This is a genomic window from Gardnerella sp. c10Ua_31 (assembly GCF_055700915.1).
On the sequence record NZ_JANUYG010000003.1, the window covers coordinates 188,418 to 208,956 of the forward strand.

Annotated in this window: 16 protein-coding genes and 1 tRNA gene; 11 read left to right on the plus strand and 6 right to left on the minus strand. The window is 40.7% G+C overall.

The genetic code is table 11. The annotated features are described in order from the left end of the window. The first annotated feature begins 50 nt into the window (after window positions 1-50). The 5 genes from NYP55_RS05975 to NYP55_RS05995 all read left to right on the plus strand — a co-directional run bounded on the left by NYP55_RS05975 (window position 51) and on the right by NYP55_RS05995 (window position 4,971). Complete coding sequence (locus NYP55_RS05975) at window positions 51-215, plus strand: hypothetical protein (protein WP_472781723.1); 165 nt, start codon at window positions 51-53, stop codon at window positions 213-215. Further along, window positions 208-2,070, plus strand: a complete 1,863-nt coding sequence (locus NYP55_RS05980) for a hypothetical protein (RefSeq protein WP_472781724.1) — start codon at window positions 208-210, stop codon at window positions 2,068-2,070. The genes NYP55_RS05975 and NYP55_RS05980 overlap by 8 nt, the downstream gene beginning before the upstream one ends. Continuing rightward, complete coding sequence (locus tag NYP55_RS05985; RefSeq protein ID WP_472781725.1) at window positions 2,070-3,116, plus strand: DUF6273 domain-containing protein; 1,047 nt, start codon at window positions 2,070-2,072, stop codon at window positions 3,114-3,116. The genes NYP55_RS05980 and NYP55_RS05985 overlap by 1 nt, the downstream gene beginning before the upstream one ends. Before the next feature lie 369 nt (window positions 3,117-3,485). Beyond that, window positions 3,486-4,475 (plus strand): GH25 family lysozyme, encoded by a 990-nt coding sequence (locus NYP55_RS05990; RefSeq protein WP_472781726.1) that lies wholly within the window; start codon window positions 3,486-3,488, stop codon window positions 4,473-4,475. A gap of 19 nt (window positions 4,476-4,494) precedes the next feature. Then, window positions 4,495-4,971 carry a phage holin family protein gene (locus NYP55_RS05995; protein WP_472781727.1) on the plus strand — a complete coding sequence of 159 codons (477 nt, stop codon included), beginning with the start codon at window positions 4,495-4,497 and terminating at the stop codon, window positions 4,969-4,971. Between the two features lie 378 nt (window positions 4,972-5,349). On the opposite strand, the gene NYP55_RS06000 is transcribed toward NYP55_RS05995, so the two are convergent. After that, complete coding sequence (locus tag NYP55_RS06000) at window positions 5,350-6,318, minus strand: hypothetical protein (RefSeq protein WP_115757596.1); 969 nt, start codon at window positions 6,316-6,318, stop codon at window positions 5,350-5,352. A 196-nt stretch (window positions 6,319-6,514) separates the two neighbouring features. Then, window positions 6,515-6,587, minus strand: a tRNA-Asn gene (locus tag NYP55_RS06005). A gap of 260 nt (window positions 6,588-6,847) precedes the next feature. On the opposite strand from NYP55_RS06005, the gene NYP55_RS06010 reads away from it, so the two are divergent. Together NYP55_RS06010 and NYP55_RS06015 are read left to right on the plus strand one after the other, a co-directional pair. After that, on the plus strand, window positions 6,848-7,588 hold the full coding sequence (locus tag NYP55_RS06010; RefSeq protein ID WP_102704573.1) for a M23 family metallopeptidase: 741 nt from the start codon (window positions 6,848-6,850) through the stop codon (window positions 7,586-7,588). Between the two features lie 89 nt (window positions 7,589-7,677). After that, entirely contained in the window at window positions 7,678-9,501 is a 1,824-nt protein-coding gene (locus NYP55_RS06015; RefSeq protein WP_102704572.1) for an AMP-dependent synthetase/ligase, read from the plus strand. Between the two features lie 104 nt (window positions 9,502-9,605). Here the strand turns inward: NYP55_RS06015 and NYP55_RS06020 are convergent, their stop codons facing one another. The 4 genes from NYP55_RS06020 to NYP55_RS06035 form a co-directional block, all read right to left on the minus strand. Then, the gene (locus tag NYP55_RS06020; protein ID WP_472781728.1) at window positions 9,606-11,324 is read right to left on the minus strand and encodes a type 1 periplasmic-binding domain-containing protein; all 1,719 of its coding nucleotides are present in this window, start codon (window positions 11,322-11,324) and stop codon (window positions 9,606-9,608) included. 74 nt (window positions 11,325-11,398) lie between these two features. Continuing rightward, a complete protein-coding gene (locus NYP55_RS06025) occupies window positions 11,399-12,205 on the minus strand; it encodes a fructosamine kinase family protein (RefSeq protein ID WP_004133024.1) in 807 nt (268 codons plus the stop codon). Between the two features lie 89 nt (window positions 12,206-12,294). Beyond that, entirely contained in the window at window positions 12,295-12,738 is a 444-nt protein-coding gene (locus NYP55_RS06030) for a DUF2871 domain-containing protein (protein ID WP_080649342.1), read from the minus strand. Between the two features lie 74 nt (window positions 12,739-12,812). Next, window positions 12,813-13,253: a hypothetical protein gene (locus tag NYP55_RS06035; RefSeq protein ID WP_101889338.1), complete on the minus strand. Its 441-nt coding sequence runs from the start codon at window positions 13,251-13,253 to the stop codon at window positions 12,813-12,815. A gap of 205 nt (window positions 13,254-13,458) precedes the next feature. On the opposite strand from NYP55_RS06035, the gene leuS reads away from it, so the two are divergent. The 4 genes from leuS to holA all read left to right on the plus strand — a co-directional run bounded on the left by leuS (window position 13,459) and on the right by holA (window position 20,514). Beyond that, on the plus strand, window positions 13,459-16,443 hold the full coding sequence (gene leuS, locus NYP55_RS06040) for a leucine--tRNA ligase (protein ID WP_472781729.1): 2,985 nt from the start codon (window positions 13,459-13,461) through the stop codon (window positions 16,441-16,443). A 139-nt stretch (window positions 16,444-16,582) separates the two neighbouring features. Continuing rightward, the gene (locus NYP55_RS06045) at window positions 16,583-17,473 is read left to right on the plus strand and encodes a ComEA family DNA-binding protein (protein ID WP_016829571.1); all 891 of its coding nucleotides are present in this window, start codon (window positions 16,583-16,585) and stop codon (window positions 17,471-17,473) included. Between the two features lie 51 nt (window positions 17,474-17,524). After that, window positions 17,525-19,333: a ComEC/Rec2 family competence protein gene (locus tag NYP55_RS06050; protein WP_472781730.1), complete on the plus strand. Its 1,809-nt coding sequence runs from the start codon at window positions 17,525-17,527 to the stop codon at window positions 19,331-19,333. Between the two features lie 191 nt (window positions 19,334-19,524). Then, window positions 19,525-20,514, plus strand: a complete 990-nt coding sequence (gene holA, locus NYP55_RS06055) for a DNA polymerase III subunit delta (RefSeq protein WP_102704564.1) — start codon at window positions 19,525-19,527, stop codon at window positions 20,512-20,514. Window positions 20,515-20,539: the final 25 nt, after the last annotated feature.

The following is a 20,539-nucleotide window of genomic DNA, read 5'->3' on the forward strand; positions in this document are numbered from 1 at the left end:
TTAGGCATTGATGGGAAAGATACTAAAAACACTACAAGCAAGGAGGATTAATGATGGAAGATGAAAACACTATTACTTTGACTAATTTGCAACTTATGATTGCGAATCTTAGTTTGGATAATGCGCGCTGGCAAGCTCGCGCAAAAGTACTTTCTGCAAGAGTGAAGGAGCTTGAGGCGGCATCAGCTAATAAGGAGTCTGATAAAGATGAGTGATTTTACTAGCGTTACGCGCTCGATTATTCAGCTTGACTATGCGAACGCTTTTATTCCTGACGTTAGGCTGAATGGCGGCGATGAGAACGGTCGCACAATATGCGTGCAGCCTTGTAATGACGGCGTACCTATCGATGATGAGAGCGTGGAAGTATGGCTTGCGTATAATCCGCAGCCTGGAGTGTTGCTTGGTGGGCGCGTGAGAATGGAGCGTAAACAGTCGCCTGAGGGCGTGGTTTACGAGTGTGTTGTTCCTCGCGACGCGTGTCGCATGACTGGCGCCGTGACGCTTGGCTTTGAGGTTAAGCGCGGCGACTCTATCGTGTGCTCTAAAAGCTTTACGGCTATTGTTGAGAGGCCTGTTTATGACGCTGGCTCGCCTGAAGGCGTATCTTATAGGCAGGCTTTGCAGGCGGCGGCGCAGAAATGTGCTGATGCGACTAGCGAGGCGAATGCGCTTAGTGGAAAGCTTACGAGCGTTATTGAGCAGAGCGAGACTGTTGCGAAGAATGCTCAGAGCGCTGTAGCTAACGCCAACGAGGCGGCGTCTAAAGCGGACTCTATCCGAACAGCAGCGCAAGAGGCAGCAAACAAAGCCAATGAGGCGGCACAAGAGGCAACTGAGGCGAAGAACAAGGCTGACCAGGCGGCGCAAAAGTGCGATGAGAGCAAGCAGGCTGCTGACCAGGCGGCGGCGCGTGCTGATGCTGCTGTTAGTAGTATGAAGCAAACCGTGCAGGACGCGGCGAACGATGCTGCTAGCAAGGTGCAGCAGGCCGTTGAGCGCGCGAATGGCGCGGCGCAACAAGCGGACTCGGTTCGTGAGAAAACAGAGGCAGCAAACAAGCAAACTGAGACTGACTTGGCGGCATTAAAGGAAGAAGTTGTTAAGACTCAGCGTGCTGGCTTTAGTGCGTCGTCTAGTGCTCAAAAGTGCGATGAGGCTGCACAAGCTTATAGGAATGTGTCGGGTGAGGTTGCTCAAGCAAAACAGACTAGCGAACAGGCTGTGGAGGCGGCTAACAACGCGTTGCGCACTGCTCAAGAGTCGGCGACGGCTGTGGCTCAAGCGCAGAGCGTGCTTGACCAGGTGAAAGAGGCTGGCGAGACCGCGGCAAAGGTTGTTACCGCCGTTGAGGAATTGAAACAGACTAAAGAGGCCGCATTGGAGGCGACTCGTACGGCTAACGCTCAAGCGTCTTCAGCAGGACTGGCTACCCGCAAGGCTGATGATGCGGCTCACGAGGCGAACGCGGCGGCGGACTCGGCAAAGCATGCGGCGGAGTGCGTTATGCAGGCTTTGCAAGGATCTGAAACGCGATTGCGAAATGTTGAGCAGACGGCCTCTGATGCTCGAAGAACGGCCGCTAGCGCTAACGCAACATCAGAAACGGCGCGCTCTACAGCTGAGCAAGCTCAGAGCAAGGCTAACGATGCTGCTAACGCGGCTCAGCGTGCACAATCCACGGCTAACAGTGCGGTTGAGGCTACTGATAACAACAAGAGTCGTATTAGTAACGCTGAGAACAGTATTAGCTCGCTGCAGACGGCGGTTGAGCAAGGCAAGAGCGGAGCGTGGGTAAAAATCAAATCTCACACGCTCACCGTTAGTGCAGGCTCTTTTAACAGCAACATGACAACCGTGGCTATCCCTGACGCGCTCACCGGCTCCCCTATTGTGCGCACTGTTGGATTGAAGCCAGCAAATGAGGCGGACGTGAAAGCGTACGGCGCGGCCTCCCCTATTTTTCTGGATTCTGACGATGACTCGAGTATTAATACTGGATACTTGCGGATTATCGTCAAAAAACCAACAGATCTGAAGTTCACTGTTCTTGAGCAGGAGGTTAAGTAATGACTGTTATTCAACCTATTTTCTACGGCGGCGGTAATGGTGACATTAAGCTTAAGTCTCTTACAGCGTCTGCTAGCTCGCTAACTCTTGCAAAAAATCAGAGTGCGGACTTGCAGATTACGCCAACGATGGATTTGAGTCGCGCGGAGCTTTACGACGTATCTTGCGACGATTCGCGCGTGCGGCTTGAGAAGCAGCCTAATCACGGCTTGCGCGTCATAACGCCTGATGAAAAATTCCCTAGTACTACGCGAACGGTTATTCATTTTCGCGCGACTGATGATAGCGGCGTGAGCTTGGACGTGCCTCTTACTTTGCAAACTGGGTTGAATCCTAGCGAGGATCGCGAATGGTTCAACTCGCACACGTCGCCGAAGCAGCTTACGCCTAGCTTTGAGCCACTTCCAGGCTGGAAGCCGTTTGAGAATTATTCGTCGGGCGCGGAGATTATTGCGCGCGCGATTCGCGACGACAAGCGTTACATGGTGAACGTTGGCGATTATTTTGAAGAGACGGTGGACGGTAACACGTACCGCTGGACTATTGCAGAGTTCAACCATTACGGCCAGAATGAGGCGCTTATGGTACCTAATATGCTGATTGGCACTAGCGGAGTACAGTTTAGTGATAACAATAGCAACACTTATTCTGCCTCTGATTTGGAGAGCGTTTTTACTAGGTTCTACAACTCAATGCCTTCGTCTTTGAAGTCTTACGTGCTTAATATGCGATTGCCTTGGACGAATGAGTATGGTAACACATTCTATTTGAATGAATACGTGTTCCCGCCATCTGAGATTGAGGCGCTTGGCAGAATATATTATTCTAAAGAGTCTTCTAGTTACTATTCGAAGTGGGCTTGCTTTAGTGATAACAGCAGTCGCATGAGGCATTACGTTAATGGTTCTGGAGGTAACTGGTATTGGCTGCGTAGCACGTACTATAACTACTCGTGGATTCTGACTGTTGTCGACTACGATGGCGCGAACATCTCCCAGCCTAACACCGCTCAGGGCGGCGCACTCCCATGCTTCTGCATCGGATAGCTGTTAGGATACGCGCATCTATTAATCTTGAGGCCGTCTCCGTGCGGCCTCAAACTGTATCTAAAGAAAGAATTCACGATGAGTTAAACCTATGCAGAGCATGGATGCGGATTATAAGCAGCTCAAAAATTCAGAAGAGTCCAACAAGAGTCCAACAAGAGTCCAACAAGGTCAAAACTCAGAAAGTATGATACGTTCCGTCCGAAACTGTCCGAATCTGTCCGAGGAATCCGAATTTATCCGAAAACGCTCGACTATAATACGCACGATTAGCACACGATTAGATTTTGAACATGTTCAGGATTCCCGAACAACTCAATTTTTTAGCCACGCAAGCGCGTGGCTTTTTTAATATCAAGGAGGAAAAATATGGCATTAAACGGCATTGATATATCCTGGTACCAGCGCGGCATTAATATTGCCGCCGTGCCAGCTGATTTTGTCATCGTTAAAGCCACAGAAGGCACAGGGTATATAAATCCGTGTTTTCGTGAACAAGCCGACGCGACGCTTAATAGTGGCAAGCTATTAGGCATTTACCACTATATTAGTGGCGGCAGCTGGCAGGCGGAAGCAGAATATTTTATGAACACTGTAAAAGACTATGTTGGTCGCGCTGTTCTCGCACTGGACTTTGAAAGCGACTACAACAGTGCTTATGGCGATACCGCGTATTTGCAGCAGTGTGCTCAAACCGTTTACAATCTCACTGGCGTGCATCCACTTCTTTATGGCAGCCAACGCGATTATGGAAGGCTCGCAGCCGTTAGCAATGCTACAAATTGCGGACTTTGGATAGCACAATATAAGAACTACGCTCACATAGGATATCAGGATACGCCTTGGAATGAAGGCGCATATGATTGCGCGATGCGCCAATATTCGAGTAGTGGCGCATTGCCTGGATACGGTGGCAATCTTGACCTCAACAAATTCTACGGTGACGCGACGGCGTGGCAATCGTATGCAAAAAGCGATAGGCAAGCGCAGCAGCCTCAAGCAGCTCCACAAGTGCCAGCCGTATCAGAAATCACGCACGACGGAGACATTAGCACCGTTTATGTGCACGTTCCGTGGGCAGTCAGCCAGGATATCAGAATGGCCATAACGCGCGTTGGAAACGTTGTAACCGTAAATGGGTGCGGCGGCATTCACGCTGGAGACGCACACTGGGCAAAAGCAAACGAGTACATACCAGAAGGCTTCAAACCTACTGTTCTTTCCACAATCACACTAACTGGCGGTCGCGCCGCAATCCTAGTACAGCCAGACGGCAGCATGTACTACGACGGTGACGCGCGCAACTGTACTACACACCTTAACGGCGCATGGATAACAAAAGACAATCAACCAAAATAACAAATAGGAGAAGAAAAGAATGAACGATACTGAAATCTTATTGCTCGAAATTGCTGGCGGACTTGTGTTGCTCGACTATATTAGTGGTTTTGCAAAAGCAGTCTACTTGCGCTCAGTGTCTAGTAGCAAAATGCGAGACGGCTTATTCCACAAATTTGCATACGTACTGATAGTAGCCCTTTCGATTTTGCTTGAATACGCTCAAACTAAAGCAAACTTAGGCATTAACCCGCCGCTTGTCGGAATTGTTAGCGGATATATTATTTGGATAGAAGGCGTTAGCTTTGCCGAAAATGTATCAGCATTAAATCTACAAATCGCAAAAACAAAAGCTATAAGAGTCCTCTTATCTGTACTTGCTTGTGTAAAAACTTATGTTGATGGGCAGACGGATGATGCTATCAATACAGGCAAGCATGCCGCAACAACCGACGCTGATGTTGAGTTGGATGGCCGCGGCAAAATTCTGGAAGATGAGACTAGCGAAAGCAAGTAGCGCGCGCTATGCTTAAAGTATTCTCTGATTGAGAATACAAGTTGAAAATTAGCAATTACCCCTCGCTCCATGCGGGGGGTAATTTTTTATAGTCTTAGCTGCTCTTCAAAGCGTGAAAATGGTATAATAGAACTAAGGCTTTTTTGGCGTGTTGGAGAATGCTCTAAGCGTCATTTAGCTGCTCAAACATGCTTAAACATAGTAGTTCAGGTGTGTCGTTTGGTGTGTCGTCACTGTTTGCGACTTGCTGAAAACGTTGAAATAAAGCCATTCTGAGTTATTTTGTGGACTCAAGTTGATTTAACAAAGTGATTAGAGTATAAAAAATGCGCTCAGTGATTTGCTGAGCGCATTTTTTTTATTGATTAACAGAGGTTATTATTTGTTTCCGCCGTCATTAGTTGGTGGAGGCGTATTTACGTTATTGCCGCCGTTAGTTCCGCCGCCAGGATTAGATGGTGGAGGTGTAGTGCCGCCAGGATTTCCTGTTTCTGCTCCAGGTGTAGGAGCTTGTGGATTAGGAGTTGGTGGCGCAGGAGGATTTTGTTGCTGCTGCTTCTTTTTCTCTTCCTCTTCCTCCTTTTCTGCAGCCTTCCTTTCAGCTTCTCTAATCTCTTTTCTCATTTGCTCTAATTCTTCTGCTTTCTTATCTTCTTCTGCTTTCTTATCTGCAGCCTTCTTTTCAGCTGCATTCTTCTTCTTTTCTGCTTCTCTAATTGCTTCTTTTGCAGCAGCATCTTCTTGAGCTTTTCTCGTCGCTTTTTCTACAGGATCTGGAGGAATGTTAGGAATGGTAAGTCTTGGCCTGCGTTGTACTCTAGGTGCTTTTCTAATAATAGAATCAGTAAGCTCTTGCAATTGCTTTTGGCTTTCTTCTTCCTTCTTTTTGTCTTCTTGAGTAGACTCATCGCCTGCAGCTTTATCAATCATAATAGAAGTGATGCTGCGAATTCGTTGAGCGTTATCGGAATACCATTGCGCTGCTGCAATAGCTTGAGCATTTTGCGCACCTAAAGCTTCTGGTGAATTTGCGTTGCACACAACTGTTTCTGGAATGCGCAACTTCATAAGCTTATTTAGTAGTTTGCCGTTTTCGGAATCTTCTTTAGCAAAAGACACAAGTAGAGAATTTTTAATAAGTTTGTTCCAAGATTTGTTTGCTTTAGTTACTTGCGCAACTTGAACTTCGCAAGCTTTACGAGCCTCTTTTACGCGAGCATTATGCTGAACGCTCCAGCATAATGCGCCTATGCAAAAAACTAGCGCAAGTACTACAACGCCAGTTATAAGAACTATCATCTTCTTTTTATTGCCATTATTCATGACTTTGGAGATGTTTTCTAACATATTTATCCTCTGTTTATCAATATTTGCCAAGATTTGCTTTATGCAAACGACCTTTACAGTTTACGCCAAAGCAAGTACGTTAACGCATTGCAACTTATAGGTTTTTGGCCTATAACCCGAGAGTTTGACTTAGATTTTGATGGACTAAAATTTTTATAAAACAAAAAACCACCAGACGAACTGGTGGTTTATTTTGCTCCTGCGGCTGGGCTTGAACCAGCGACCATTCGATTAACAGTCGAACGCTCTGCCAACTGAGCTACGCAGGAATATCTTCCATGCTTGGCTTTGTGCCGTGCACAAGACATTTATATTACACGGAATTTGGCAATATGCAAATATATGCTCGTTTGGGCGTGTCGAAAATTGTTAAACGTTGAAATATCAAGGTTTTATAGCCTTTAACCACATTGCTTAAAAAATCTTTACTAAAAAAGAATCGTATGAAAAACTTTTAAGAACGCAAAATAAATTAGCAAAAACCCTTAAAATACGCCATTTTTAGTGTGAAATTCAAAGGAGAGAAAATATGTGGAAAATATTTAATATAAAAGTCATTGATAAAAAAATGATGCAAAGAATCACCAAAAAAATTAATAGAATAAAAAAATATGTTTTGAAACATAAGATAATTTTTGTATACATAATAGCGTTTTTTGCTTTGATTGCATTTATTACACTAATTCGTGTTCTAGAAAATACGAGTATTAGCAAAAGCGTTGAATATGAATACGTTCAAGCGAATCAGCAAGATGCGTATACGCAATACGCGAATACTTGTAAAAATAATTCTAAAAAGCATGTTTTAGCTACAAGTATGAGTGAGGATTCTAAGGAGGAATATTGCAAGTCTAGGATGATATATCCAGTAAAAGAAGCAAATATTATTAAGGATTTTGATGCTCCAAGCAAGCCTTGGCTTGCAGGCCACAGAGGTGTTGATTTACAAGCTAAAGAAGGCGATGAGTTGCGCGCTCCACAAGACGGAATAATCGCCTTTGCGGGGCTAGTCGCTGGAAAGTCTGTTGTAACAATAAGTCATGGTGTTTTAACATCTACATTTGAGCCTGCATATACGGATTTGCCTGTTGGGTCAATTGTTAAAAAGGGTCAGAATTTTGCATATGTAACAGTCGGATCGGATCATTGCGATAATCTTTGCGTTCAATGGGGATTAAAACGAAGAAACAGAACATATGCAAACCCAAAAAAGATGGTTCAAAAACAAAAAATAGTGTTAAAGCCAAAAGAAGACTTAAAAGAAAAATAGTAAAATACGTATCGTATAGTGTGTATAGATTCTTGAGTAAAATGTTAAGAATCATTGCTTAAACAATATGCGCAATTTAAGGAGCGGCTATGCAAAAGTATTCTCGCAATCTTGATGAGAAGATTGATTACGATGCAAATGTTTTTTCGCTTCTTGAAAATCGCGTAGAGCGTAATGCAAACGGATCCTTAATTGAGTATCTTGGCGAAAATGGAAAATGGGAATCCTACAGCGCTAAAGAGTTTAGAGATTTAGTTATATCGGTTGCAAAAGGGTTTATAGCACACGGCGTTATGCCAGGGGATTCAATATCTATAATTGCTCATACTTCTTGGCAGTGGACTTTGCTAGATATGGCAATAATGTCTATTGGAGCTTTAACTGTTCCAATCTACGAAACAAGCTCTGTGAGTCAAATAGAAAACATTGTTAACGATTCCAATGTGAGCATGATTTTTGTTGAAGACGAAGCAATTAGAGAGAATGCATTGATTGCAAAAAAGTCATGCAAATGTCTTGAAGAAATATTCGTATTGAGTTCAAACGCAATCGACACGTTTATTGAATACGGAAAAACCGTTACGGATGCAGAATTTTACGAAAGAGAAAAAGCTGTTAGAGGTAAAGATTTAGCAACAATTGTTTATACTTCTGGATCTACTGGAGAGCCAAAAGGCATTGAGCTTTCACATGGCAACTTCGTTTTTATAGCAAAGTCTGGAATAGTTTCTATGCCAGATATAGCGTTAAAAAGTAAGAATGGTAGTCCACGACTTTTGCTGTTCCTTCCTCTAGCACACGTTTTTGCGCGATATATGCAATTCTTTTGCTTTACCGGAAACGTTACACTTGGATTATCTAGTAATCTAAAAACAATACTTAGTGATTTCAAAAGCTTTAGACCAACATTCGTGCTTGGTGTTCCTAGAATATTTGAAAAAATCTACAATGCGGCTTCTCAAAAAGCAGGCAGAGGATTAAAAGGCGTTATGTTTGCGTTAAGCGTAAAAGTTGCTAAACAATGGTCAAAAGCGCAGCAAAATGGTGCAATGGTTTCTCCATTGATTGCAATAAGTCACGAATTCTTTAAAAACACTGTATATAAGTCGATTTTGCAAGTTTTTGGAGGATGTGTTGAATACGGTGTTTCTGGCGGTGCTCCTTTAGACACGTCTATATCTCACTTCTTTAATGGAATTGGGCTTCCAATCCTTGAAGGCTATGGGATGACAGAAACATGCGCGCCATCAATGGTAAACCCTACAAAGGGATACAGGATTGGAACAGTAGGTATTCCAGTTAAAGGTGTGTCTGTTGCAATAGATGATGAAGGTGAGCTTTGCATTAAAAGCCCTGCAGTATGCGTTGGATACCATAATCATCCAGAAATAACAGAAAAGCAAATAGTAAATGGTTGGCTGCACACGGGAGATTTTGGCACGCTAGAACCAGATGGATTTGTTAGGATTACAGGCCGTAAAAAGGATTTAATAATAACTGCTGGCGGTAAAAACGTTTCTCCAAGCATTCTAGAAGCTTCTGTTATGACTTGCCCAATAGTTTCTCAATGCGTTGTTGTAGGAGACAGAAAGCCGTTTATATCGGCAATTATTGCGCTTGATTTGGCAGAAGTAAACTCATGGCTTATATCTAGAGGGGCAGGGCCTGTGAGCTCGCTGGATGAAGCTCGAAAAAATTCAATTGTAAGATCCGAAATCGAGCAAAGTGTTGTAAAAGCAAATTCTAAGGTTTCTAGAGCGCAGTCGATTAGAAAGTTTGAGATTGTTCCAGACGCATTTACGCAAGAAAATGGATTGGTTACTCCAAGCCTTAAAGCAAAAAGAAGCGTTGTTCTAGAGCGTTACAAAGATCTTATTGAAAATAAGATTTATGCTCCAAGACTTAAGAGATAATTGAATTAATCTCTGTTAATAGAGCACAAGCTAGGGCATAATCTTAAGTTGATTAGCGTAATCGTTTGAGCAATGCGCTAGCGTAATGCGTTAGCGCAAATCAATTAAAGCCCAGCGTCTGCAAGAGTCACATAGCCTGGGTCTATTAAAAGCGCTTTAAGATTAGTTGCGCTGATTGCAAGAATATCTTCATTTGCAACTGGTACACCTTTTTGCGAATCACTATTGTTTACAAAAATGGTTACATCTTCTAGTTGCGTAATCTTTCCAGTAGTATTCAACGAATTACACTGTTTTGCAACATCGCTAGAAATCTTTTGGATGTTTTCTATAGAAGTCATCCATTGCTTTCCGTTTACAAGATTAGGCAAAGCGTCTTTGTATGCTCCGTAGCCTGTAATAATAGGCCATTTTGAATCGTTTACAATAGTGTTTGCATACTCACTTTGACTATCTTGGTTGATATTTTGATTGTTGTCTTGTGTGTTTTTATTTTTGTTACTTTTTTTGTTTACTTTTTGTTTTTTGAGCTTATTATTTTTTACATTAGATGGCAAAGGTACTCGTTTTTTACTCAAGTTGCGTTTTCCAATAAAGTTTCCAATAATGTCTGGAAGAGTAAACGAAGGATTAATGTCTGCAGAGCTGCCCTTATATCCAAGCTCTTCTAAAGCGCTTTCTGTTTGCATAGCAACTTGATCTTCTAACGCAATAATTCCATCTACGTGTTTTGTTGGAGTTGCTTTAGAATTATTTTTTTCAATAAGTCTAAATTCAAGTTCTGCTTTAACAGAATCAGAATTATCCGCATCTATAGCAACGTTTTCCCAATCGTTTTCAGTGGAATTTTTGTTAAGCTTTCCAGAAGGAGAAAACATTAGTCCAGATTCAAAATATGGCTTTAGAACTTTCCAGATTCCTTCAAACGCAAGTTTGGAAAATTCGTCATCAAAATCTGGAGTTTTATACAAAGAATCCTCGGAGTTTATTGTGCGTTTGTTTATTCCAACATGAAAATGAACATTTTGCTTTTGATTATGGCAAGGCAAAAGCACTTCCACGCTTTTTGGATTATCTTTAGATGCTTGATTTAGAGCCAATTTTTGTACAAGAGTGTAGGCTTGAATCTCTCCAATTCTTTGTGCGGAAGAAAGATTAAATAGAATATCTGGCTTAAATCCTTTACTCAGTCTAGAGAGCATAACAACGTGCATTCCAGCTTTTTTAGCAAGCTCTAAAGCGTTAGAAAGTCTATTTTCTGCTTCTTCTTGATTCTTTAAATCATCGTCATTTAATTGATCACTATTTGAATCTGGTTGAGTTACATAATCTCCATAATTGTTGTGACCGTTTTTATTAGTCCAAGGAGCAACAACAATAGTCGTTTTTGAAAGCTGCTTTTTTGCGCTATCTTGAAGATTCTTAACATTTGTTTTTGCGCTTTTACTTTTAGTATTTTTAGCGCTGTTTTTAGGATTTAGTGATGTAATAGTGTTTACAACATAATCTTGAATATCTTGACTTTGATTGTACAAGCTGTTAGAAGACTTAGTTGTGATTGCGTTGCTAGAAAATCCTTGCTTTTTTAACGATTTTACTATTTCTGGAACAAGATTATCCCATGTGCTTAATGGAGTTTTTCTACTTAAATTTAGGCCATCAGAGGGTGTAAAAACTATAACGTTGCCGTGGTCCACTTGAGCTTTTGCGCTAGGAGACGCGTTTTGTGCACTAGATCCGCATGCGCAAATCGCAAGAAGCATTGTGCTAGCTGCTATAACAGCAATAGTTTTGCGCAAAATATGCTTATGCGTGCGAATCATAGTTAAAACCTTTCGTAAATTTTAGTTTTGTACTTACTTGTCTATTAGTTTCTATTAAATTATCTAATGCAAATTTACCTATTAAGCAAATCCAAGCACATATCTCGATATTCGCTAACGTAGCCTCCACCGAAGAAAACACAATGACCAGCAATAGGGTAGAGTTGCCAAATTGTCATTCGATTTTCAAAACCAGATTTTAGTGGATGAACAGACTGGTAGCCGTCTAGAATCTGCTTAAAATAGCTGATTCCAAATAAGTGAAGCATTGATAAATCTTCTTCGCGGTGGCCGCCGTGAGCTGCAGGGTCAATTAAAACAGCTTCTGTGTGTTCTCCGTCTTCGCTTTTAGTCCAAAGAACATTACCGCTCCACAAGTCTCCATGAACGCGCGCTGGCTTATCTTCAGCGGCTTTTCCAAGCAAATCTGGCAAAGCGCCAATAACTTTATTTGTAAGATCTAAATCGCTTTTTGTAAGACTTCCTCTAGAAATACCAAGATTTACCATTGGCAAAAGTCTGCCTTCTGCCAAATAGTCAATAACGTTACTCCAAGTGCCGCAATCCATTTTTACAGGGTCGCTTAATGGTCCAAAATAGCATGTGCCATTATAGTCTGCAGGAGCTTCGCCAAAATATTTTGCACCAAAATCGTGCATGTGTGCCAAAGACGCTCCAAATTCAAACGATGCTAAAGGAGTAGGGCTTGTAGTTTCAATGCGTTCAATGTTTAAGTAGTCTTTTCCCCAATCAAAAACTTTAGCTACTTTAGGCCCGCCATAGTCGTAAGCTTCTCGAAGCCAATTAAGTCCACGACCTTCGCATTCAAAGAATCGTTCTGGTGCGTATGATCTGCTCTTTTTATACACGTTATTACTCATAGCAACCTTCTTAATGTAGTAGCATATGCGGCTTATAGTTACACACTTAATAAATATTTTATGAATAAACTAAATTATTCCTATCATCACTATTCTAATGAAGTATTAGCACAATGAGCGATGCTGCGTTTAATTTGCAATAAGATTAGTACAATACTTACGCCAAGTAGGATGTGTCCTATTCCTGCTAAACCAGTTATGGAAAAATCTATAGATGGACTGAGATGTAGACGCATTACTTGTGCAATTCCACGAGTAATCATCATTACTGCTGTTAGGTTGAGTCCAATATGATAAGTTATTAGGATTCTTGTAGTTTTTTCGTTACTAAAACTGAAGTTTTTCTCAAATAGTATGAGTAACAGAAAAACAACCATGCCAAGCATAAAGTAGTGTGTATGAACTACAGCAAGCACAGTTTTTGCATGGAAAGCATTAAATTTTGTAAATTCGCGATAAAAGACGCCGCCAATCATGGCGAGGACAGCATACAACAAAGACGTATTAATATAACGTTTCATAACATGGTTCATAGTAACTTCCTTACGTAGAGTGATAGTCAAATATTCCTTAGTAATGTTGATGTCGTTACAAGTGTTTGTAAGCGCTATTGCATAGTATGAGTGTTTTTGTAACGCGGACATACAGTTTTAGCAAAATGATATCCAAAAAGCAATCCTGCTAAGGCTAATGCAGAGCCTAATCCCGTATAAAACACGGCAATAAAGCGTTCTGGAGCTATATTTGTTGCACGAAGAACAATTCCAAAAGTCATCATAAAAGCCATGATTATAAAAGATTTAACGTCAAAGAATTTAAGGAAAAATTGCTTGTTTTCTTTGTAAGCGTTGATTCTAGACACATGCTTTTTAACAAGTTTTCCAAAAATAAACACTTGGAATATTACAAAAACAGCTAAAGATAAAGTGAAGTTAATAGGAGTTAAAAAGTTTGAGTATGCATTAACACCAATCTTAAGAATGTTAAATCCAGCAAATCCCCATACAAGGCATGCGATTAATAAAAGCGTGTTCTTTGATACCTTCATAACTAACCTCGTTAAATCATATTATTTCTAGTAAATTCTTATGTTAAACTCTTAAAACAATTGTAGTAATGATTTTTATAAAAAACGCTAAATAATAGTATTTTGTGAATTGTGCATTAAAACTTTCAAAAAACACAATAAAATATGCTTAAAAGTTGTAAAAAGTGTTGCAAATTGACGATATGAGTCGCTATAGTGCTTGTTTATGGAAGACAACGATCAACAATATTCAACAGCTGACAATAAAGCTACAATCGCTGAGCCAGCTTTTCGTTATAATGCGCAACTCGCACAAGATATTGAGCAGCGCTGGCAAAAAACCTGGGATGAGCAAGGCGCATTCTGGGCTGCTAATGTTAAGGGCAATTTGCAGGATGGCGAAGGCAGGAATGCTGAAGGCCGCCCTTCTTTCTTTGCGATGGACATGTTCCCGTATCCTTCTGGTAAAGGCTTGCATGTTGGACATCCTCTTGGATATTTAGCAACAGATGTTGTAAGCCGATATCATCGCATGAAAGGCGAGAACGTTTTGCATGCTATGGGCTACGACGCTTTTGGACTTCCTGCAGAACAGTACGCCGTGCAAACTGGTCAGCATCCTCGCATTACTACCGAGGCAAATATTGCAAATATGCGCAGGCAGTTGCATCGTATGGGATTGAGTTTTGATGATCGTAGGTCTTTTGCAACTATTGATACAAACTACGTTCGTTGGACACAATGGATTTTCTCGAAGCTTTACGATGCTTGGTATAACCCTGATTTTGTAAGAAAAGATGGAGGAAAGGGTTCTGCTCGTCCAATTTGTGAGCTTGTTGATGAGTTTAAGAGCGCAAAGCGCGAAATTCCTGGTTTTGCAGGCAAAAAGTGGGAAGAACTTAGCAAAGTAGAACAAGCAGACGTTTTGAATGACTTCCGTATTGCTTACATTTCTAAATCTCCTGTAAATTGGTGCCCAGGATTGGGAACTGTGCTTGCAAACGAGGAAGTTACTGCAGAAGGAAAATCTGAGCGCGGAAACTTCCCAGTATTCCAGCGCAATCTTCGTCAGTGGTCAATGCGAATTACGGCTTACGCTCATCGCTTGATTGAAGATTTGAATACGATTGATTGGCCAGAAAAAGTTAAGCTTATGCAGCGAAACTGGATTGGCGAATCTCACGGTGCTTCCGTTCACTTTGATGTGCCTTGTGCAGATGGTGAAACGCGCGATTTGGAAGTGTACACAACTCGTCCAGACACGCTTTTTGGTACAACTTTTGCTGTTGTTTCTGTAGATCATCCGATTCTTGAGCATATTCCAGAAGCCTGGAGTGCAAACGTTCCAGAAAGTTGGAAGGGTGGCTACGCAAATCTTAAGGAAGGATTGGAAGAGTACCAAGCTCAAGCTCGTGCAAAGACTGCTAAAGATCGCACGGAAGATGCTGGAGCAAAAACTGGCTTGTTTACTGGTCTTTACGCGATTAATCCTGTAACTGGTGCAAAACTTCCACTGTTTGTTGCAGATTATGTGCTTATGGGTTATGGAACGGGCGCAATTATGGCAGTTCCAGGCGGCGATCAGCGCGATTATGATTTTGCTAAAGCTTTCGGCTTGCCAGTAATTTATACGGTTAAGCCTTTGCCTGATTCTGACGAAAAGTTAGAAGATTATGATGGCAAAGCTCCATTTGTTTCTCATGACGGAATTGTTATCAATTCTTCTGTGGAGCATACTCATAAGCTTGGCGACGCCTTGTCTATTAACGGTTTGCGCGTAGATGAAGCTATTAAAAAAGTGACGACTTGGCTTGAATCAGCAGGCGTAGGCGTTGGCAGAGTTTCTTACAGACTTCGCGATTGGCTGTTCTCTAGGCAGCGCTACTGGGGAGAGCCTTTCCCAATCGTTTATGACGAGGACGGTGTTGCTTACTTAGTTCCAGATAGTGAGCTTCCGATTGCTTTGCCAGATGTTCCAGACTATCAACCAAAGACTTATGCTCCGAACGACGCAAACTCGGAGCCAGAAGCGCCATTAAGCAGAAACGACGATTGGGTTAAAGTTCAGCTTGATCTTGGTGACGGTGTAAAAACCTACTATCGAGATACAAACACTATGCCAAACTGGGCTGGTTCATGCTGGTACTACATGCGCTACTTGGATCCGAATGACGCAGAGCACATGGTTGACAGCGACGAATATGACTATTGGATGGGCACGAACCGTCCAGGCAAAGAGCATGTTTCTGGCGGCGTTGACCTTTACGTTGGTGGCGTAGAGCACGCAGTTTTGCACTTGCTTTACTCGAGATTCTGGCATAAAGCGCTTTATGACTTGGGCTACGTGGATTCTGCTGAGCCGTTCCATCGCCTATTTAACCAGGGCATGATTCAAGCTTACGCTTACACGGATGAGCGTGGACAGTACGTTCCAGCAGACGAAGTTGAAGAAGGCGCTAATAACGGCGCTGGAGAGCCAACATTTACGTGGCACGGCGAGAGCGTGAATCGCGAGTTTGGAAAGATGGGCAAGAGTCTAAAGAATATTGTGACTCCAGACTATATGTACGAAAATTACGGTGCAGATACGTTCCGCTTGTACGAGATGAGTATGGGTCCTCTTTCTGAATCTCGCCCATGGAATACGCGTAACGTTGTTGGAGGCATGCGATTCTTGCAGCGCTTGTGGCGTAACGTTGTTAACGAAGAAACAGGCGCTTGCGTAGTAACAGAAGATGCGCTCGACGAAAAGACACTAAAGCTTGTTAATAACACGATTGCGCAAGTGACTGTAGAGATGGAAGCAATGCGACCAAACACTGCAATCGCTAAGCTGATTGTGTTAAATAACCACTTAACATCTTTGCCTAGCGTGCCTCGCACAGCAGTTGAGCCGCTTGTTCTTATGCTTTCTCCGATTGCTCCGCATATTTGCGAAGAAATGTGGAGCAAGCTTGGGCATACTAAGTCGATTGCTCACGCAAATTGGCCTGTTGCAGATTCTCGCTACATTGGTGCAGATACTGTTACAGCTGTTGTGCAAATTAAGGGCAAAGTTCGCGCAAAGCTCGAAGTTGACCCGAATATTGAGGCCGAAGAGCTAGAAAAGCTTGCGTTGGAAGCTGTAGCTGATCGCTTGGGTGGTAAAGCTCCGCGCAAAGTGATTGTGAAGGCTCCAAAGATTGTGTCTATTGTGTCAGACGAAAGCTGAAAACTCAATGTTTTCTAGGCAAAATAGCCTTTAACCACATTGGTTAATTTTACTTGAAAGATGCTTATCTTCATTTAATAGTGGAGGTAAGCATCTTTTTTTATGAATGGTTATGAATAACAAAAGGAGGTGATTAAAGGTGCATAAAACGAGTCGTAATGTTTTGGAAAGGCTTGATGCGATTAGTGGCTTGAACAATTATGTTAGTGAAGAAATCAGCGATATTAGTGATTCTTATAGAGAAGCTAAAGATTTACAGCATACAAAAGATGATTTGAATATTTTAGACTATAAAACTTGCGTTTTAGATAGCGAAACTAAAGAACGTGCGCTCGCTTTGAAAGACCTTGCTACTAATGCTAATAGTTCTTCATTAAAAGTTGATGATTTTAATAAGCGCAACGAAGCAAGAGTGAAGAATCATGTTAGATTGGCTATAAAGCCTGCTCATATTTTAGCAATAATGCTGATTCTAGTTGTTTGTTTATCTTGTAGTTTAACAATGTTAATAAGTCAATATGCAACTTATAGCAAGGTTTATGCATATAACGCTAGCGCAAAATCAAAAGATCATTCTAATAAGCAAGTTGATTTTTACAATAAGTCAGATGCTAAAGGCGACGGTAAAAATGATGGTAAAGACGAATCAAATGATAAATCAAAAGACGGAATAAAAGGCGAATCAAATAATAAATCAAAAGTGAGCACTAATCATAAAAGTGAGTTAAAAAAAGATGAAGAAAGCGTTGAAAGTGTTAGCAAAAATCAAGATTTGATTGAAAAAAATAAGAGTGAATATAGTCAAAATAGAAGCAAAAATATTCAAAATAAAAGTGAATGCATAAATATAAACAGTGCTGGATCGGAAGAATTGCAAGCGATAAAAGGCATAGGGCCAAAAATGGCTCAAAGAATATTAGACATGCGTAAAAAAGTTCGCGTTTTTAATCGTGTTGAAGATTTGATGCAAGTCAATGGAATTGGTCCGAAAACTTTTGCAAAGATTAAATCGATGATTTGTGTTGGTTAAGAATCGCTTATCTATAGGTTTATTTTATAACTTTGTTCTTTAAGGCGTAAAATGGAAGAATTTTATTGGAATTTTGAAAATGGAAACAAGGATTTTAGACTTGTTCCAATTGCTTTTGCAATGTGGTTTGGATGCTTGTATGCAAGATTTATATGCAAAAGTAATCAAGTTTTAGCGTATACAATATTTGCCACTTTTGCGTTTGCTATTCTGTGCTTTTATGTTTCATTCTCTAATGGATCATTTTTCAATGGATCATTTTTTAATGGTGTGCTTAAATCTAAATTTTTGAGGCGCTTAGGAATAATCAAATACAAGCAAACTTTTTATGCGATTATGTGCGCATTTTTAGCTTCATTTATGATTTGTTCGATTACGCAATGCTTAGAAGAGCTAGATCCTGTTTTTTCTGTTATTAAAAGCGAAAGTGCTAGAAGCACTCAAAGCTATGATGGTAATAAAAGGCTCGATTCTAAAAGCGTTAAAGTGGCTATGAAAATAACGTCTCCTTTAAGAACATCTCCTTCTTTTAGAGGAGATTGTGTAGCTAATGTAAGTGTTAAAAGTGTTGAAACAGAAGATAAAAATCATGTTGTGCAAAAACATGTGAGTTTTGCAAGCGCAAAACTCTACGCTTTTAATCCAGATTGTAAAGCAATTAATTATGGCTATACGATTAGCAGTTTTGCAAAGATTGGTATCTCAAAATTTGGAGCAAATAATGTAGAAATTCAAATTCCTAAAGCTAGTAAAAAAGATAAATCGAGCAAGAATCAAGTCCATTCCTTAAAAGTGATTGAAAAATCTGGGTTTTTAACAAGTGCTCTAAACAATCTTTATAAAGAATTTTACAAAGTTACAGGCAATTTGAGTGAGCAGGGTCAAATGCTTGTTCCTGGACTTACTGTAGGGCTTTTAGGTCAAGAGCATTTAAACAATGAAGATGAAGACAAAAGTAGTCAAATTGACAGCTCTTATGCGAATACAATGAAGCAAAGATTTAAGATTTCGGGAATAATGCATTTAATGGCAGTTTCTGGAGGCCACTTTTTGCTTGTTGCAGCAATGATTCGTAAAGTTTGCTTATATTTTCTTGCTCCAAAATGGCTGTGTGCGTTTCTTGAAATACTTGGAAATGTTTCTTTAGCACTTATTGTTTACCCATCTGCTTCGGTTTTACGCGCACTTATAATGGGCATTATTTGTTCAATCGCATTTTTACTTTCTAGAGCGTATCAATCCGCTAGCGCGTTGAGTGTAACTGTTATAGGTGTTTTATTTGTTTGCCCTAAGTTTGCGTGGGATTATGCGTTTGCGCTTTCTGTGTGTGCAACTTTTGGAATAATTGTTTGTGGAATGCCTTTAAGAAGAATCTTTTTAAGATATATTCCGTCTAGTATTGCAAGCGCATTAAGTATTACATTGTGTGCTCAATGTTTTACTCTTCCTGTGCAAATATTAATGCAACCTCAAGTTTCTTTTATATCTATTATAGCGAACTTGATTGTTGCTCCTTTTGTTGATTTTGCAACGATTTTTGGGCTTTTGTCGCTTGTTTGCTCGTGCTGGAATTACTCGATTGCGCTATTTTTCGCTAATATTTCTTCTATTGGAACAAACATTATGGCAAATTGTGCTTGGAATCTTGGAGATTTACAAATCGGAGTTATTCCATGGGTTTCTGGGCCATTAGGTGCGTGGCTTGCGTGGTTTGTTGAATTTAGCGTATTTTTGTGTGTATTTTTTATTAATAAGTATCTTAAAAATAAAGAGTTTTATAATGCGTTTAAGATTTACGCTCAAGCAAAGTCAAATCGCTTTAAGCATCTTGTAGATGATTCGATTAAGCTTTTTGAATGATTTTTGTGCAAGTTATGATTTTGAGCAATTTTTATAGTCAATTTATAGTCAATCATCTTAAGTTTTGCATAGTTTGTACAATTATTAGATGTGTTAAATAGCTAAAAATAATCGAATTAATGGTAGATTTGATTAGCTAACTTGCAAGACATTAGCATTAAGTTGCAAAACATTAGCATTAAGGGGTACGTATGCAAACGTTAAAGAACTTTGCGCCACTTACGATTGTAGTTGGTGGGGATGCGTATTTGAATGATTTGAACGCTCGCGACTTAAAAACGCGCATATTAGGCTCATACCCAGATGCAGATGTTGTAAATTTAGACGCTTTGAATGCCGATAAATATGCTTTTGTAACTGCTACAGGTCCATCACTTTTTTCTAGTGGAACAATTGTTGTTATTAATAATCTTGAACAAGCTAATGAAGATTTAGTCGAATCAATAATAGAGTTTTGTGTTAGTAAATCTAAATCAAAAACTAATGCAAAATCTAATATAAATGATTGCTGGGTTATTGCACGTCACGAAGGTGGCGTTAAAGGAAAGTCAATAGTTACAAAGCTAGAAAAAGCTGGAGCAAATAAAATAACTGTTCCAGATCTTAAAAAAGATGATGCAAGATTGAATTTTGTGCTAAGTCTTTTTGAAAGACAAAATCGCACAGTGGAGCCTGCAGCCGCTGCGCGCATTGTAGAGGTTTTAGGCGGAAAAACCGACCAGTTGGCGTCTCTTTGTTCTCAGCTTTGTTTTGATTTTGAAGATAACCCAATAACGCTAAAAATAGTTGACCAATACTTAATATCGGATCCGCAAGTAACTGGATTTTTTGTAGCAGATAAAGCTGCACAAGGAAACGCGGGTCAAGCTATTCTTGCTGCAAGAAGAGCGGTTTTGCAAGGCGTTGACCCTATAGCGTTGATTGGAGCTTTGGCTGTAAAAATGCGCATAATCGCAAAAGCTATAGCAGTTAAAAACGGAGAAATTTCTAACGCGCAAGCAAAAGTGAATCCGTGGGCGTTAAAAATGGCTATGAGAGATTTAGGTGGATGGAGTGAGAATGGGATTCGTAAGTGTTTTATGTGTTTAGCATGGGCAGATGAGCAATGCAAAGGTGGAGCGAGTGATGCTGATTACGCTTTAGAAAAATGCATTAGCATGATTGCTTTGCGCGGTCGTTAAATTAAATCAAATTGAAAGTGTGTGA

Excerpts from the sequence above, each read along its gene's own strand:
- NYP55_RS05975 (WP_472781723.1), top strand. The coding sequence starts at position 51 with ATGATGGAAGATGAAAACACTATTACTTTGACTAATTTGCAACTTATG.
- NYP55_RS05980 (WP_472781724.1), top strand. The coding sequence starts at position 208 with ATGAGTGATTTTACTAGCGTTACGCGCTCGATTATTCAGCTTGACTAT.
- NYP55_RS05985 (WP_472781725.1), top strand. The coding sequence starts at position 2,070 with ATGACTGTTATTCAACCTATTTTCTACGGCGGCGGTAATGGTGACATT.
- NYP55_RS05990 (WP_472781726.1), top strand. The coding sequence starts at position 3,486 with ATGGCATTAAACGGCATTGATATATCCTGGTACCAGCGCGGCATTAAT.
- NYP55_RS05995 (WP_472781727.1), top strand. The coding sequence starts at position 4,495 with ATGAACGATACTGAAATCTTATTGCTCGAAATTGCTGGCGGACTTGTG.
- NYP55_RS06000 (WP_115757596.1), bottom strand. The coding sequence starts at position 6,318 with ATGTTAGAAAACATCTCCAAAGTCATGAATAATGGCAATAAAAAGAAG.
- NYP55_RS06010 (WP_102704573.1), top strand. The coding sequence starts at position 6,848 with ATGTGGAAAATATTTAATATAAAAGTCATTGATAAAAAAATGATGCAA.
- NYP55_RS06015 (WP_102704572.1), top strand. The coding sequence starts at position 7,678 with ATGCAAAAGTATTCTCGCAATCTTGATGAGAAGATTGATTACGATGCA.
- NYP55_RS06020 (WP_472781728.1), bottom strand. The coding sequence starts at position 11,324 with ATGATTCGCACGCATAAGCATATTTTGCGCAAAACTATTGCTGTTATA.
- NYP55_RS06025 (WP_004133024.1), bottom strand. The coding sequence starts at position 12,205 with ATGAGTAATAACGTGTATAAAAAGAGCAGATCATACGCACCAGAACGA.
- NYP55_RS06030 (WP_080649342.1), bottom strand. The coding sequence starts at position 12,738 with ATGAACCATGTTATGAAACGTTATATTAATACGTCTTTGTTGTATGCT.
- NYP55_RS06035 (WP_101889338.1), bottom strand. The coding sequence starts at position 13,253 with ATGAAGGTATCAAAGAACACGCTTTTATTAATCGCATGCCTTGTATGG.
- leuS (WP_472781729.1), top strand. The coding sequence starts at position 13,459 with ATGGAAGACAACGATCAACAATATTCAACAGCTGACAATAAAGCTACA.
- NYP55_RS06050 (WP_472781730.1), top strand. The coding sequence starts at position 17,525 with ATGGAAGAATTTTATTGGAATTTTGAAAATGGAAACAAGGATTTTAGA.
- holA (WP_102704564.1), top strand. The coding sequence starts at position 19,525 with ATGCAAACGTTAAAGAACTTTGCGCCACTTACGATTGTAGTTGGTGGG.